The organism is Paenibacillus sp. ATY16 (assembly GCF_003399985.2).
In the GTDB taxonomy this organism is placed as follows: domain Bacteria; phylum Bacillota; class Bacilli; order Paenibacillales; family Paenibacillaceae; genus Pristimantibacillus; species Pristimantibacillus glycanilyticus.
The window spans coordinates 1-15,438 of record NZ_NMOK02000046.1; the positions used below are offsets into that span (position 1 = coordinate 1).

A 15,438-nucleotide genomic window follows, 5' to 3' on the forward strand; every position below is an offset into this window, starting at 1 on the left:
TACATTGAGCGATCACCTTTTGAGACGGCCCCATCTTGTTTTAGTTTTATAAATGATTAATCAAATTCCCCATAACCTGCACACCTTCAGCGCGGGTCATAAGCGCTAACGGAGCAAACAAATTATTGTCTCGGCCCTTAATCAGACTGAGTTTCTGCGCGAGCCCAACAGCATCTTGTGCCCAAGCACTGATGTTGTGGCTATCTGTGAATGAAGCAGCATCTTTCAGAGCATCCGCCGCCCCCCCATTCACATACTCATAAGCCCGAACGGCCATGACGGCCATTTCTTCGCGGGTAATGGCATCGTTAGGTGCAAACGTAGTGGAGCTTCGACCCATTACGATCCCCGCCTTGCTTACCGCTCCAATGTAACCAGCGTGCCAGGCGTCAGCTTTCACATCGAGGAAAGTTGCCGATCCATCAACAGCTTCAAGACCTAATGCCCGAGCAATCATAGCGGCAAATTCGGCACGAGTGACATTGCCTTCCGGATTAAATAAGGTGTCGCTGATCCCGGTGACAATGTGCTTGGCAGCCATTTGTTGAATAACATCATGTGCCCAGAAGGCTGGGCTAACATCGGTGAACGACTTGCCGTAATCAAGCACGGCATATTGCGAGAAATGCTTAACATAAGCTGTCATCACACCGTCTGCTAACGTTCCGCCAACATATTGTAAAGCTCCGTCTGCAGCGATGTAGTACACGCCAAGCAGATCCGGATTCGCGTTAGGATCAACGTTGAACGTCAGCTTCAATGGCTCATCAAAAGTTGAGACTGGTACAGCCGTGCCATCTGCTCCGATAACCGACAAGCTGAAGTCATAGACAGTACTTGCTGTTGTCAGATTCACAGTACCATTAACAGCCTGATTGTTAATCAGACTATTCACCTCACTGTTCGGCACCTTAACAGCAGTGAAGCTGATTTTTGCCCCAGAAGCTTGAGCACCTGTTACAGCTCCCATGATCCCAGCTAGATCATCCTTCGTAAACGATACGGTCATGCCATCCATAACAAGCTTCAGGGTGTTGTCTCCCACAAGCTGTACTACATTGCTAGGGAACTGAACTGTATTCTTACCGTTAGCTACAGTGACGGTAATCGTTCCGGATACCGCATTATGCAGGTCTGCAATCGTCAGAACCTGTGTAGTTGCAGGAACTGTTGGTTCAGATGGCGTTGGATTCGTTACGACTGGCGGCTGTACCCGCTCCGCTACAACAACTGTTCTTGTTACTTCATCTGCAGCGTTACCAGCGGCATCAGATACGTTGTAGTGGAAGGTGTACGTGCCAGCGACGGAAGTATCCAGCGTTGTTCCGTTATTGACGTTATTAGTAATGGTCCTCACAATTTGGCCGGTAATATCTCCATCCCGGTCATCAGATGCGGTAGCCCCAGCATCGGTGTAGCTTACTCCATTCGCCAGATTAACTGTGGCATCGCCAAGTAAAGTGATGACCGGCTTCACCGTATCTGGATCTTCGCTCACAACAACGTATCTAGTCACTTCATCCGCTGCATTGCCTGCAGCATCACTCACATTGTAGTGGAAGATGTAAGTGCCGGCTACGGAAGTATCCAGCGTGGTTCCGTCAATCAAGTTGTTCGTAATCGTCGTAACGATACTTCCAGTAAGATCGCCGTCCCAATCATCCAGCGCGGTAGCGCCCGCATCGGTATATTCGGCGCCGATTGGCAGGTTAACGATTGCATCCCCGTTCAAGGAGATGACTGGTTTAACGGTATCTTTTGCTGCAATAACTCCCTCAGAAGCTGCCGTCTCCTTCGCAAGCCCTTTCGATAATTGAACGGTAAAGCTGAAGCTGCCGTTGATATCTTCTCTTGCAGCCTGGAAGGCATCCAGCGTAATGCTATCAACGGAAGCGCCAGTTGAGCTTAACCCATCCAAGCCTTGGATCGCATCCTCCGCAAGCCATGCCTTCACTTCATCCTCCGAGTTTGCCATCACTTTCTTGACTGTATAATTACCCGCTTCAATAATGCTCTTAGCAGTCTCAAGAGCCTGCACATCCGCAGGGTCCGCAACCCGCTTCGCAACACCAAGATAACTGATTAGCGCCGCCTGGTTGCCGGTATACGTGTTGTTGATGGAATATGTGACCGTGCTGTCGATAGGCAGGGTAAAATCATAGGTCACCGTTGTGCCGTCAGGTCCAGCGATAAGACCAGTACGTACAGGCAGCGTGACGACATTGTTGTCGGCATCCTTGTAGCTCAGGGTAATATCCATTGTCCGGTTCGTGTTGTTCCACCAGTCGCGATGGAAGGAAGTAATGGTATAGTCGCCCGCGGTTAATGGAAGGACGTAGCCGATCGGGTTGTTCAAGGTGTCGGAGCCGTAGACCCCGGTCTGGCTTTTATCCGTTGCAACAACTGCACCCGTAAGGACTTTATACTTGTAGTTCGCATCGGTTGGCGTATGGCCCCAGACAGTATCGCCGGTGGAAGGCTGGTCGGCTGCATTATTAAGCAGGGCATCGCCTACTAAAGCTTTGACCGCATTATAAGGTGGCGTTGTTGTGCTGTCCGATACTCCTGGATCAAGGAAATAGACCAGGTTGTCAGGAACAACTTCGACCTGCACGTTAATGGATAGATTGTTGCCGCCGACAATTTCGCCGGTCACTTGTACGCTGGAGTATGGCGTGCCGAAGCGCTCCGGCGTGTTGTTCAGCCAACGAACCGCTGCGTCCGCATCCGTTGTTCCGTCCGCAAGCGTGACTTTTACGGTGTCCGGAAGTCCCGTAACGGCTTGGCCGGATCGGGTTGCGATAATGGTTGGATACGTTCCCGTGACGGCAACCGGTTGTGTTCGCAGCTTGAGGGCACTGGATGCATCCTTCAAATTGTTCAAGGCAAGGTCTACTTTATATTGCGTAGCCGCTTCGTCGGCCAGAACCGCTTGCGCAGCTTCCAATGCCGCCTTGAAAGCTCCCCATTCCGTTGGCATGTAATCCGCTTCCGCGTATCCGCTAACCTCGGTAATGAAGTCGGCGAGAGCAGCCTTGGATACCGTTCCGTACACCTCTCCCAAAATATCGATCGCATCGATGGAGAAGCTGCCGTCCTTCACGGCGACCTTCAGCCTATGAGGACCGTAGCTTAAGCCTTCATAGGAATAAGAATCCGTCCGGTTGACCGTAGCGGCAGGAATAGCAACGTTCGTTCCTACAAGCTTGTCGTCTACCGCAACATCTATGGTTGCCGCTCCTGTATCGCCTACGAGACGGAAGCCGCTGCCCGTAAACGGCAGTTCAAATGATGTCGGATCCGTTGCATCGGCGGTTACGACTGCTTTCTCGATGGAAAGGTAGTTGCCGCTGCCGGATGCCGCGGCGGTTTTGACGATTTTGACATTATGCACGCCTGGCGCAAGTCCGCTGATCTGGTAGATAAGCTGGCTGCTGCTGTTGTTGGCGTAGGCTTTGCTTGTAACGACTCGCTTGGAAGCGTCATGATTATAGCCCGTTCCAAAATCGTCCAAGTACACGTCCATCCGGACAACCGCGTTGGTGCCTTGTCCTTGGCCGTATACGGAAACGCCGGTTCCGTTAAAGGTGAGGGAGGCATAGCTGCCCGTCTCGCCTGCCCATGCATTGGTGCTGTTCGAGCTCCAGGCTGCGGTATTGCCTTCGTTCTTCACCATGTACCAACGGTTCAACGTACCTTCGGTCTTGGAGGCGCTGCTGAACATAATGCTTGTTCCGCTGGTAGATATCGTTCGGTTCAACCGGCCTGCGCCGCCGGATAAGCTATGCGACCACGGGAAGCTGCCTTCATGGTAGGTAACGCGGGAATCCAGATCATCGACCCGCTCCGTTGCGTAAGGTACATAACCGTTAACGGCTTCCACCTTCAGGTTGTCGAAAACGGATTGCTGCAGGCTCGTTTGAATCATCACCTGACCGGAGAGCGGAGCCCCGCTGGCCGTGTCGTTGTAGGTTGTTACAACATTGCCGTCAAGGGATGCGGTAATGAATTGGCTGGCTCCCTTAATGGAGATACGATGCCATTTGGAAGCATCGAACCCTGTTAAAGTGCCGCTTGCAACCGTTGCGGTCAAGCGGATCAGACGCCATGTGCCATCCGCATAAACCCGGAATTTATAGCCGGATTCCGAATCGGAGGTGGTACCGTTCAGCTTGTGTCGCATGCCGATCGCGACATAGTTATCTCCGGTATGCGTAGGGTCCTGATCCATCTTGAAATCGATGGAGGTCTCATAGTTCGCCCAGCGTTCATCGCCAAGCACCGTATACGAGAATGGCGTCGTTGCCCAAGTACCCGGTTTGTTGCCGGAGTAAATCATCTGCTTCATGCCATTAGAACCGTTCTGGCCGATGCCCGGATACACCTCGAAGGCACCGCCTTGGTCGGCCGTATAGCGAGGCGTGCCTCCGCGACGCTCGATATAGCTGAGGCCATTGCTGTCTGCCGGATAATTTGCATATTCGAAATCGTCCTCGTACAGGACGGCCGGATTGCTTCCGTCAACATCCAACACGGACTGCTCCGGAATATCGTTATTGCGCGTGTATGGCGTGCGCGGATTGCCTGTATTCGGGTTTACCGTCGTGCTGGTCACGCTGACCATGGAATGCGGTTTGACCGTGAGGGTATACGAATACACGTCTCCATTGTCGGTCGAGGCAAGGTTATCAAGCTGCTTGTACCAGTTGGCGTCATAAGCCTGCCCGGCGTCGGCTCCGCGTGTTTCCCAAACCTGAAGCGGGTTGCCGGCGTTTGCGATATTTTTCTTCACGTCGAATTGGTACTCGGCCACCCGGTCGCTGTCATTCACCATGACGACGGAGAAGTCCTTCTTATCCGGGCTGACAAAAGCAAGGCGGTTATATTCCGCTCCGGCCGCGTTGCCGTCCATCTCGCTGTTGCCGCGGCTGCCGATTACGCCAAGGCTTGCGTCAGGAATGTACATCCAGTCATTGGCGGCGAATTGCGTAAATTGCATGACCGTCTGAATACCCACGTCTGGCACGTAGTAGCCGGACCATGGATCTCTGGCGCCGATCAGCTCCTTGCTGCTGTACGGAGCGCCGCTGTAGAACGCGCCAATCGCGGGCTGGAACATGTAATGCGTCCGTTTGCCTTGCGTGTACATGCCGATGAAGCGGCCGGCCACGTCCAGCGCGCTGGCGACGCCGCCGAATTTTTCATCCGAGTTGGCACGGTACTTGGCGAATGTCTGAGGTGCAACGCCTTCGCTGTACCAGACTTCCTTCTGATTCTGCTCGTTGACCTTCAGGTAGTCGGCGCTGGTCGCCATGTTATAGTGATAAGCCATCACGTCCACGGCATTCATCAGATCCGGATCTGCGAGCATCCGGGTCGGAATGTTGAGGGAAGTATTTTCGTCGGAAGCGATAATCTTGATCTTGTCGTGGTTAGGGAATTCCGCGTCGCTGCGCATGCGGTTTGCGAACCACTTGATGAAGTTGACGTTGGGAGTGCCGGTCTCGTTGCGGTCCGGGTTAATGTAGTCGAGGTCGTAGCCGTAGGTGTCATGAATGGCAATGGCGGTATCTTTGTACCATTTATACATTCTTTCATAGGCGGCTAATGTAGCGGGCTGGGAAGGGTCGGTATTGCCGTCGCTCCAGGGCTGTACCCAGCCTGGCTGCGTCCAGCGGAGGATGCTGACTTTGATGTCGGGATTAATCGTCTTGGCATCGGCTGCGAATAGATAGCCGGCACCGCGGCGGACATTGGCTTCTTCGTCAGCCGACCGCTTGGTAGCGGGCTCGGTGCCGGAGGAGGTATTGGAGTCGTTGCCCATCTCGATCTTAATATCGTTGATGCCAGCGCCGGAGTCTTGATTGAATAACAGATTCATCATTTCCCAGTACTGCTCGGGATGCTCTTCCTTATAATCCAGCAGCAGGCGGGATGTATTATTGGCGGACACAAGGCCGTAGCCTTTGAACGTATTGGCAGGGTTCGTATCGGCGGCGTCGCCGTCGATGGTAACCACGGTTGGCGCCGATTCGGCGGCAGCAGCCGGGGCAGGGGAGATCAGTGGTATAGCAAGAACAAGCGCTAGAACAAATGAAAGGCTTTTTTGAAGCGGATTGCTTATCTTCATTACCTGCTCACTCCTTAATGGACGATGGTCATGCTGCAAGGTGTCTCGTCTAAGATGTGATGGTGAATGCGTCTGCCAAGCAATGGCTCGCGGATGTTCCCCCTTTCCGTATTCAATTACGCCGCTTTATTATAAAAAACTTTGGAAGCGTATTCATTCAATTAATTTTACATGTAATGGAACTATCTTTACCTTTTGCAAAGATGCTCCAAAAATAAAAATACTTGCATACAAGTTAAATTCAAGGGGGATAACCCTTTAATTTGATCCTTATTATGAAAGCGTTTTCCTTCTATAATTTTCTTCAGAAGGAGGTGGCTGCCAAGCTTAGCAGAGAGGGTCAGACACAATAACAATCTACTTCATAGAGAATCAGCGCGCAGAGATGATTCACGTTAAGTCGTAGGTACAATGTTGTGACAAGCCATATCAAAATCCCAGGAGGTAGATTATGTTTAAGTTGAAAAAGAAGGTTATGACAGCAGTACTGGCAGCATCCATGAGTATCGGTTTATTCGCGGCAACGGCAAATGCGGCAACAGACTACTGGCAGAACTGGACGGATGGCGGCGGAACGGTGAACGCGGTTAACGGCTCCGGCGGCAACTATAGCGTGAATTGGTCGAATACCGGCAACTTCGTTGTAGGTAAAGGCTGGACTACCGGCTCTGCTTCCCGTGTTATTAACTACAACGCGGGCGTATGGGCGCCAAGCGGCAATGGCTATCTGACTCTTTACGGCTGGACAAGAAACTCCCTGATCGAATATTACGTGGTAGACAGCTGGGGTACATACCGGCCTACCGGTACTTATAAAGGGACGGTGAGCAGCGACGGCGGCACTTACGACATCTACACGGCTCAACGCGTCAACGCGCCATCCATCGATGGAACGGCTACCTTCACGCAGTATTGGAGCGTCCGTCAATCGAAGAGAGCAACCGGCAGCAACGTTGCCATTACGTTTGCCAACCATGTTAACGCTTGGAAAAGCAAAGGCATGAACCTGGGCAGCAGCTGGTCCTACCAGGTCCTCGCGACAGAAGGCTATCAAAGTAGCGGCAGCTCGAACGTAACGGTGTGGTAATCTGCTAAGTTACTAAGAGTGCCTGATTGCTTCTTACCATAGGAAAAAAAGAGCCAAGGCCGGCCGGTCTCCCTGACGGCGGCCTTCTCTATTTCGAATGCTCAAAGGAGAATAACCGATGAGAAAGCTTTTAACCTGCTCTCTATTAGCGGCATTAGTTATGGTCAGCGCTTGCTCGGAGGAGCCGCAGACGGACAAGAAAGCACAGAATCAGCCTGCTCAATCGGACGCCGTCGTTCAGTCCGCCAAGGCGGAGAACAACAAGGATGACGGCTTTGTGCTGGTGAAAGGCGGAATTTTCGCGAATAAGAAGTCGAGCTATTACGGGAAAGACACAAAGCTCCCGGACTTCTATATCGGCAAATACGAGGTTACGCAGGAAGAGTGGGTTAACGTCATGGGCAGCAACCCATCCCAGTTCAGCGGAGCCAAGCTGCCAGTCGAGATGGTCAGCTGGTACGACGTGATTGAATATTGCAATGCAAGAAGCGTGAAGGAAGGGCTTAAGCCCTATTACAGCATCGATAAGAACACGAAGGACCCGAATAACAAGAGCGAGCATGACCAGCTCAAATGGACGGTTACGATTAACGAAGGCGCTAACGGGTACCGGCTGCCGACGGAGGCGGAATGGGAATATGCCGCAAGCGGAGGGCAGAAGAGCGAAAGCTTCACCTACAGCGGAAGCAATAACGTGAACGAAGTCGCTTGGTATTGGAGAAACGCGGGGGACAAGTATTTAGAAGGAGACTGGACCTGGCCTGCGATAGAGAACAACCACGATGCGACCAAAACGATCGGCATCAAGAAGCCTAACGAGTTAGGCTTATACGATATGACGGGGAATGTACGGGAATGGTGCTGGGATTGGTACGTGGGGCAGGATGTACCGCAAGGCGCGATGCGGGTCGTCAAAGGCGGCGGCTGGATTGGAGATATCGGCAGCGCCGAATCGGCCTTCCGGGGCAAGTTCGAGCCTAACGGCTTTGGGCCGGATCAAGGCTTCCGACTGGTTCGCGGGGAGTAGACGGTGGCCACGCACACAGGCATTATTGTAAAAAGCACACCCTATCGGGAGCGAAGTTCGGGAAGAACAAGCGGCTGATAGGGTGTCTTTGTGTTATTGTATACCTATACAATGACTAGGAACGATGGTGACTATGAAGGTTCAGTTAGAAAATCACACAATAGACGTGAACGTCCTCTATGGCGTCAGGAAGAAGCTGTATCTCCAGATGGATTCCATGGGGCACATTACGGTGAAGGCTCCTAACGATACAAGCGATGAAGTGATTCAGCAGGCCGTAAAGCAGCATGAAAAAGAAATCGTAAGCCGGCTGCAGGCCATTGCGAAGGCGCAAGCTGCAGTGCCGAAGACCAGGGAGTATGAGGACGAAGGAAGATTCCTCCATCTCGGCAAATACTATTCTCTCCATGAATTGATCGAGACGGAAGGCTTAACGGAGGAGGAGCTGAGGCTGAATCTCCGGAAGTTTTATTTTGCTAGCTGCAAGAAGGTTGTAGCGGAGCGGATTAAGCCGTACCAAGAGAAGCTAAAGGTAAAGCCCAAGTCGATTGACATTGTCGAATCGGCGACCAAGTGGGGGAGCTGCAGCTCCAGCAAAAAGCTGACCTTCAACTATCGCCTCGCGATGGCGCCGGTTGAAGTGATCGATTATGTCATTATCCATGAGCTCTGCCATCTTACGCACATGAACCATGACCGTTCCTTCTGGCGTCTGGTCGGAAGCATCATGCCCGATTACAAGGACAAGGAAGCGTATCTGGCCCGTTACGGGCAGGCGATGACGCTGTAGTTGCCAGTTTTTATCTATAGACATGAATGTAGGGATGTAACAGTATAATAGTGGAGCGATCTGTTTAAAAAAGAGAGAGAGGAATCTCTCTCTTTTTTCATGTCGAAATTAGCAGAAATAATAATCCTTTAGTGCTATAGTAAAACTATTGACATCATTTGAGAGAAATGGAGCAAGGAGGTTTAAAACTTTTGGATAATAAACGTATATCCTGCGACTGGTCCTTCAGCGAGATTGTCAATTACGGCATCCAGCAAAATCACGTGCCGGTCGTAAGAAGTATAGAGCTACATAATCATACGGAAGAAGATCTTTCTAACTTTACGGTCCGAATTACATCCGAGCCCGATTTCGCTTATGAGTGGAGTAAAAACTTCACTCTCCTACCAGCCGGCCAATCGCTTAATCTCGGAACGGTTAACCTGCAGATGTCGGCATCTTTTCTGGCGAATCTGTCGGAACGGTTGACCGGGACGCTTACTTTGCAAGTGCTCCAAGGGGATTCTGAAGTCTACCGCGAACGCGGGACGATTGCCGTATTAGCCTTCGATGAGTGGAGCGGGCTTGCCGTGTTGCCGGAGCTGACGGCGGCTTTTGTGATGCCGAATCATCATCATATTGCGCAGGTCGTCCGGGAAGCCGCGGATATTTTGGCCAAATGGACCGGAAGCTCTTCGTTCACTGCTTATCAGAGCAAGGACCCGAACAAGGTGCGCACGCAAGCGGCAGCAATCTATGCGGCTTTGCAGAACCGGAAAATCGCTTATAACGTGGCACCCCCAAGCTTTGAGGTTATTGGGCAGCGCGTACGTCTGCCGGAGACGATCTTTACGCATCGCATGGGCAATTGTCTGGACCTGTCTCTTCTCTACACGGCTTGTCTGGAGGCGGTTGGGCTGCATCCGCTGCTCGTCTTCACGAAAGGGCATGCGTTCTCCGGCTTATGGCTGGAGGAGGAGACCTTTGCGGAAAGCGTGCAGGATGATATCTCCGTCCTAACGAAGCGGATCGCTTCGGGAATGAACCAGATTTGCGTGGTGGAAGCGACGGCTTTCGTGGAAGGCGAGACGGCAAGCTTTGATCAAGCGGTTGGATTAGCCGAAAAACACCTCCAGGATCCCGACCAATTCGACTGCGTGCTGGATATTCGAAGAGCCCGCGCTGCGGCGGTACGCCCGCTGCCGATTCGTACGGCTACGCCGGAAGGCTGGATTGTAGAGCCTCAAGCGGTGACACCCGGCGAGACGGATGCGGCGGCGCCTGGGCTGGTTGATGTTTTTGAAAAACCGCTGGAAGTGGATGCTTTGTCGCAATCCCCACGCCAGAAGTTATGGGAACGCAGGCTGCTCGATCTGACGCTTAGGAACTCGCTTCTTAACTTCCGTTTGTCCAAGTCGAGTATTCCGGTCATTACGGCTCAGTTAGGAGATTTGGAGGACGCGCTGGCAGACGGCGAGGAATTCCAACTGCTTGCGAAGCCTAATGACTGGCAGAATAACGGCCGGAATGCGGATTTGTACCAAAGCATTAATAACGACCACCCGCTCGCTCAGCTTCTGAGAGAGGAGTTCAACCGGAAGCGTCTGCGCGTCGATCTGGATGCGGTGGAGCTGGAGAGAAGAATGGTGCATCTGTACCGTTCAGCCCGAGTTTCCCTTGAGGAAAATGGGGCCAACACCCTGTATCTGGCGCTGGGCCTTCTGAAATGGTATGAGACTCCGGTCAGCGAGCTGCCTCGTTATGCTCCAATTGCTTTGATTCCGGTTGATATTATCCGGAAGTCCTCGCGGCAAGGTTATGTCCTCCGGGCAAGAGACGAAGAGCCGCAGATGAACATTACGCTGCTGGAGATGCTGAAGCAGGATTACGGCATCGGCATTGACGGGCTAGACCCTTTGCCTAGAGACGAGAAGGGGATTGCCCTGAAGCAGGTATTCCATGTGTTCCGCCATGCGCTGATTCAGGTGCCAAGGTGGGATGTGGAGGAGACCGCCTACCTGGGCCTGTTCTCCTTCGGCCAATTCGTCATGTGGAATGATATCCGCACGCATGCGGATAAGCTTGCCCGCAACAAAATCGTAGCCAGCCTGATGGAGGGCCAGTTGAAAGGGGAGGAGCAGCCGGAGGAGACAACTCCGCTGGATCTCGATCACCCAACCCGGTTATCCATCCCGATCAGCGCGGATTCGTCGCAGTTAGCGGCGGTTCGCGCGGCGGCAGGCGGCCAAAGCTTTGTGCTTCACGGTCCTCCGGGCACGGGCAAATCGCAGACGATTACGAACATGATTGCCAATGCGCTGGCGCAAGGGAAGCGGGTCTTGTTCGTTGCGGAGAAAATGGCGGCCTTATCCGTCGTGCAGCGCCGGTTGGAGCAGATTGGGCTTGGTCCATTTTGCCTGGAATTGCATTCGAATAAAAGCACGAAAAAATCCGTTCTGGATCAATTAGCTGCCGCTATTGAGGCGAAAAAGATTCCGGCACCCGATTCCTGGAGCAGCCAGGCGGACCGTCTGTTCCAGCTCAGGAATGAGCTGAACGGTTATGTATCGGCTCTTCACCATAAGTATCCCTTCGGCCTGACTTTATTCGAAGCGATAGCCGGGTACGAGCAGGCGGGAGAAGCTCCTGCCGTCGTCTATTTTGACGATGCGTCCATTGATGCCTTAACGCCGGAAAAGCTGATCTTCTGGAAGGATCTCGCGGCACGTCTGCAAATTGCGGGAGCGGATTGCGGAGAGCCGCATCTTCATCCTTTGAGCGACGCCGAGCTAACTACGTATTCGCAAGCGATCAAATCGGAAGCGGATCAGGTGCTGAAGCGATATATCCCGATGCTGGCCGAGCTACGTGAAACCGTAAGCCAGGCTGCGGGACGCCTGAAGCTGAATGGGGATGCGGAAAATCTCAACTATCAGCGTCTTCAGGTGCTGGTGCAGCTCTGCGAGCTGGCGAGCCGAGTTCCCGAGATCAAGCCGGCCTTCCATCAGGCTGCCGATGTCGAAGAGGCAGTGGCACAAGTGAGGGCAACGGCCGAGCAAGGCAAGCGCAGAGATCAGCTCCGGGCGAAGGTTTTCGCTAGATTCACCACGGAAGTCACCACGCTGGACTCAAAGTCGGTACTGGCGGAATGGGATCGGACGGAGCTGCAATGGTTCCTGCCGAAGTGGTCGGGGCAAAAGCGTATTTTTAAACGACTAAAAGGTCTGGCAGTTAACGCCTCTTCCTTCTCTAAAGATCAGGTCAAGCCCGCTCTCGTGGAACTAACCGCCTGGCAGGAAGAAGAGTTGAAGCTGAAGACGATGAAAACAGCTGCTGCGCCTTATCTTGGTCAGGCATGGGCGGATGCGGAGGATGGCAAATGGGAGGAGCTTGCTGCAGCCTGCGATTGGGTAGAAAAGCTGCAAGCAACGCTTGTTCAATGGTCCGGCAGCCGGACTGCTGCGAATTCCTTGAGACAGCAAATAACGGATGTCCTTCTAGATGGCCGTTATGACCAGGCTCAGATTACCCTCCTGCAAGGAGCAGGAAGTCTTGAACAACGGATTAAGGCGGATGAGTTAGAGCTAGCCAGACTGCTCAGCATTCCATTCGAGAAGCTGCGGACATCGGAGCATGCAGGGGAGTGGCTTGTATATATCGCAGACAAAGCGAAGCAATGGTCCACGCATATCGAGCGACTGCGCGAATGGACGACTTGGCGCAGGGTCCGCACGGAAGCGGTAGAAGCAGGTTTGATGTCTCTGATTGCCCCGTATGAAGAAGGCCAGGTCGCTAATGCCCAACTGATTGCCGCCTATGAGAGAGGGCTGTACAAATCCATTGCCAACTATATGATTGCAAGGGATCAAAGCCTGCAGGCCTTCTCGGGCAAATTATTCGAGGATACGATCGAGCGGTTCAGAGCCGCGGACCAGCAGTATTTGAGCTTAACCCAGCAGGAGATTGCGGCACGTTTATCGGCCAAAATCCCGCAAATGACGGTGGAAGCCGCGCAAAGCTCCGAGGCGGGTATTTTGCAGAGAGGAATTCGCAGCGGCGGACGGAATCTCTCCATTCGCAAGCTATTCGAACAGATCCCGAATCTTCTTCCAAGGCTGACGCCATGCATGCTGATGAGTCCGATTTCGGTCGCGCAGTATTTGGATCCGAATGGCGCCAAGTTTGATCTGGTTATTTTTGACGAAGCGTCTCAGGTCCCTACGGCTCAGGCGGTTGGAGCGCTCGCGAGGGGGCATCAAGCCGTTATCGTAGGCGATCCGAAGCAGCTGCCGCCAACTAGCTTCTTCTCGAAAAATTCGAGCGAGACGGACGAAGAAGAAGCGCTGCAGGACATGGAAAGCATCCTGGATGACTGTCTGGCGCTTGGCATGCCGGAGCGGCATCTCACCTGGCATTACCGAAGTCGGCATGAAAGCCTGATTGCCTTCAGCAACGCTCATTATTACGAGAACAAGCTGATGACCTTCCCGTCCCCGGATGAACCGGTTTCCAGCGTGACTCTTATACCAGTCGAAGGCTATTATGACCGCGGACGTTCGAAGCAGAACCGGGCGGAGGGCGAAGCGGTTGTGGCGGAAATGATCCGCAGAGTGAAGGATCCGGTATTGCGTCAGCGCAGTATTGGGGTGGTAACGTTCAGCTCCGTGCAGCAGACCTTGATCGAGGATCTGCTCGAGGAAACGATGAAGTTGGATCAGGAGCTGGATCTTTTATTTGCGAAGCTTCCGGAGCCCATCTTTGTGAAAAACCTGGAGAACGTGCAGGGCGATGAGCGGGATGTGATCCTGTTCTCCGTAGGTTACGGACCGGATGCAGCCGGCAAGGTGAATCTGAACTTCGGTCCGCTGAACCGGCAGGGCGGCTGGCGCCGTCTGAACGTTGCCGTATCCCGTGCGAGATACGAGATGCTGGTTTACTCGACGTTAATGTCGCATCATTTGAACGCGAGCCGGATCAGCTCGCCAGGCGTTTTGGGCCTCAAAGCCTTCCTGGATTACGCGGAAAAAGGCCAGCGCGCGCTGCCGGCGAGTTCAGCTTCCGAGCAAATTGCGCTTGTATCCAATCTTCACCGCAGCTTGGCTGACGAGCTGAAGTCTCTTGGTTATGAAACGGAGCAGCATGTAGGCGCGTCGGGCTACCGCATTGATCTCGGGGTACTTGATCCGGTGAATAAAGGGCAATACGTGCTTGGGATATTGCTTGACGGACCGATGTACCGGGATGCGGAAGCTGCCCGCGACAGGGATATTTTACGCGAGCAGGTGCTGGAGCAGCTTGGCTGGAAGCTTGTGCGTGTATGGAGTCCGGAATGGTGGGAGAACAAGGACAATGTGATTCGGCAGGTGGTCGAGGCGATTGAGCAAGCCAAGGAAAAGCCGCCTGTCGCAGAGCCGGCTGCTCCTCCTGAACCGGTTGTAACGATTCATTCGGTGACCGCTCCTTCTACTGCTGCGGATGTTGTGGAAGCTACGGAAGAACCTGCAGTGGTTGACTCGACGGGTAAGCAGGATACGTTAAATGCGTATAAACCTTGTCAGCTTGAACCGGTCTCGCTGGGAACAGACCTCTTCTATTCTCCCTCATCGACGGAGCTGATCCTTGGACAAATCAGGCAGGTCATCCGCGAGGAAGGTCCAATCAGCCGCAGTCTGCTGGCGAAGCGGGTGTTACAGGCATGGGGAATTACCCGTCTTGGGGCTAAGCTTGACCAACGTCTCACCGACCTGATTGTACGGCTTAAGCCTGTAGAGACGGTTTCGGATGGAGTTGTATTCTACTGGCCGGAGGGCAGCGAACCGTCAGGTTACGACCGGTACAGGGTTGCAACCGAAGAAGCAAGGCGGGCGGCTGAGGAGCTGCCTGCGGAGGAGGTTGCGGCAGCGGTGAAGGCTGTGCTTGCTGCGCAGATCAGCCTGCCGCAAGAGGATTTAATCAAGCAGATTGTAAAATTGCTCGGCTATGCACGATCAGGCAATGCGCTTGACCGGGTTATCCGTAATGGCATTCAGAAAGCCATTGAGCTGGATTACGTGCAATCCGATGAGCAGGAACGGATTGTTTTGAAATAAGGAAAAAGGGAATGACCGCCCAGATTCAGCAGCCCCCGCGCAGCCTCAAGCCCTAGCAGGCCGCCGCCGATGACGGCTGCTTACTGAAGTGCACCTCTTAGAATAGACATTGGAAAAACCCCTTAGGTTTATTCGATGAAATTCTAGGAGGTGTCTTTTTTATGGCTAAAAAAGGTCAACATCCTAAGAAAAATCGATATAGTTCGTTTGTTTGCATATAGAGGAAGAATAGAATTACAAAATGCTCTTTTTAATACCCTTAATAGAGTTTCAGAATTAAGAGCTTGTTCAAAGATAAGTAGGAGTGGCTACTACGCCTTCTGAACGATATGCCAA

Annotated in this window: 5 protein-coding genes; 4 read left to right on the forward strand and 1 reads right to left on the reverse strand. The window is 52.9% G+C overall.

All coding sequences use genetic code 11. The features are described 5' to 3' along the window. Nucleotides 1-46: 46 nt before the first annotated feature. Entirely contained in the window at nucleotides 47-6,130 is a 6,084-nt protein-coding gene (locus CFI03_RS24305) for an S-layer homology domain-containing protein (RefSeq protein ID WP_116394278.1), read from the reverse strand. Between the two features lie 451 nt (nucleotides 6,131-6,581). Here CFI03_RS24305 and CFI03_RS24310 point away from each other — a divergent pair, with 451 nt between their 5' ends. The 4 genes from CFI03_RS24310 to CFI03_RS24325 all read left to right on the forward strand — a co-directional run bounded on the left by CFI03_RS24310 (nucleotide 6,582) and on the right by CFI03_RS24325 (nucleotide 15,102). Further along, nucleotides 6,582-7,217: a glycoside hydrolase family 11 protein gene (locus tag CFI03_RS24310; RefSeq protein WP_116394279.1), complete on the forward strand. Its 636-nt coding sequence runs from the start codon at nucleotides 6,582-6,584 to the stop codon at nucleotides 7,215-7,217. 118 nt (nucleotides 7,218-7,335) lie between these two features. Further along, nucleotides 7,336-8,244: a formylglycine-generating enzyme family protein gene (locus CFI03_RS24315; RefSeq protein ID WP_116394280.1), complete on the forward strand. Its 909-nt coding sequence runs from the start codon at nucleotides 7,336-7,338 to the stop codon at nucleotides 8,242-8,244. A gap of 133 nt (nucleotides 8,245-8,377) precedes the next feature. After that, nucleotides 8,378-9,034, forward strand: coding sequence for a M48 family metallopeptidase (locus tag CFI03_RS24320; protein WP_116394281.1), 657 nt, complete (start codon nucleotides 8,378-8,380; stop codon nucleotides 9,032-9,034). Between the two features lie 191 nt (nucleotides 9,035-9,225). Next, complete coding sequence (locus CFI03_RS24325) at nucleotides 9,226-15,102, forward strand: DUF3320 domain-containing protein (protein WP_162862782.1); 5,877 nt, start codon at nucleotides 9,226-9,228, stop codon at nucleotides 15,100-15,102. Nucleotides 15,103-15,438: the final 336 nt, after the last annotated feature.

What these genes read in the sequence shown, in the direction of transcription:
- CFI03_RS24310 (WP_116394279.1), top strand. Translation starts at nt 6,582, where the DNA reads ATGTTTAAGTTGAAAAAGAAGGTTATGACAGCAGTACTGGCAGCATCC.
- CFI03_RS24315 (WP_116394280.1), top strand. Translation starts at nt 7,336, where the DNA reads ATGAGAAAGCTTTTAACCTGCTCTCTATTAGCGGCATTAGTTATGGTC.
- CFI03_RS24320 (WP_116394281.1), top strand. Translation starts at nt 8,378, where the DNA reads ATGAAGGTTCAGTTAGAAAATCACACAATAGACGTGAACGTCCTCTAT.
- CFI03_RS24305 (WP_116394278.1), bottom strand. Translation starts at nt 6,130, where the DNA reads ATGAAGATAAGCAATCCGCTTCAAAAAAGCCTTTCATTTGTTCTAGCG.